The organism is Adlercreutzia sp. DFI.6.23 (assembly GCF_024462535.1).
GTDB lineage: Bacteria > Actinomycetota > Coriobacteriia > Coriobacteriales > Eggerthellaceae > Adlercreutzia > Adlercreutzia rubneri.
Genome location: NZ_JANGBP010000329.1, coordinates 1 through 322 on the forward strand (window position 1 = coordinate 1; position 322 = coordinate 322).

The window sequence follows — 322 nt, forward strand, 5'->3', positions numbered from 1 at the left end:
CTACAGCCGTCTTGCGAAGGAGACTGGCCGGTCGAGGAGCTTCTACGTTAACGAAGCCCTGCAAGAAGCTATCGACCGTTTCGAGTACGAGTACGGGAGTCTCAAGGATATCGAGGACTATCGTGCTGGCAGGCTTGAGACCTACAGCATCGACGAGGTAAGGGCGCACTGTGGCCTGGCGAATTGATTTCACGAGGAACGCCGACAAGGCGATGCGCATGCTCGATAAGGGCGTTGCCGCGCGGGTGTTTGACGAGCTTGACGAGATAGCGAAGCTCGAAGACCCAAGAAGCAGGGGCTAGGCATTGACGGGAAACTTGGC

General features: G+C 57.1%; 2 protein-coding genes. Both read left to right on the forward strand.

Annotated features, from left to right (window positions below; all coding sequences use genetic code 11):
• Positions 1-187, forward strand: a 187-nt coding sequence (locus tag NE591_RS13580) for a ribbon-helix-helix domain-containing protein (protein ID WP_256156899.1), incomplete at its 5' end; no start/stop codon positions are given.
• Complete coding sequence (locus NE591_RS13585; protein WP_256156900.1) at positions 171-302, forward strand: type II toxin-antitoxin system RelE/ParE family toxin; 132 nt, start codon at positions 171-173, stop codon at positions 300-302. The genes NE591_RS13580 and NE591_RS13585, both read left to right, overlap by 17 nt.
• Positions 303-322: the final 20 nt, after the last annotated feature.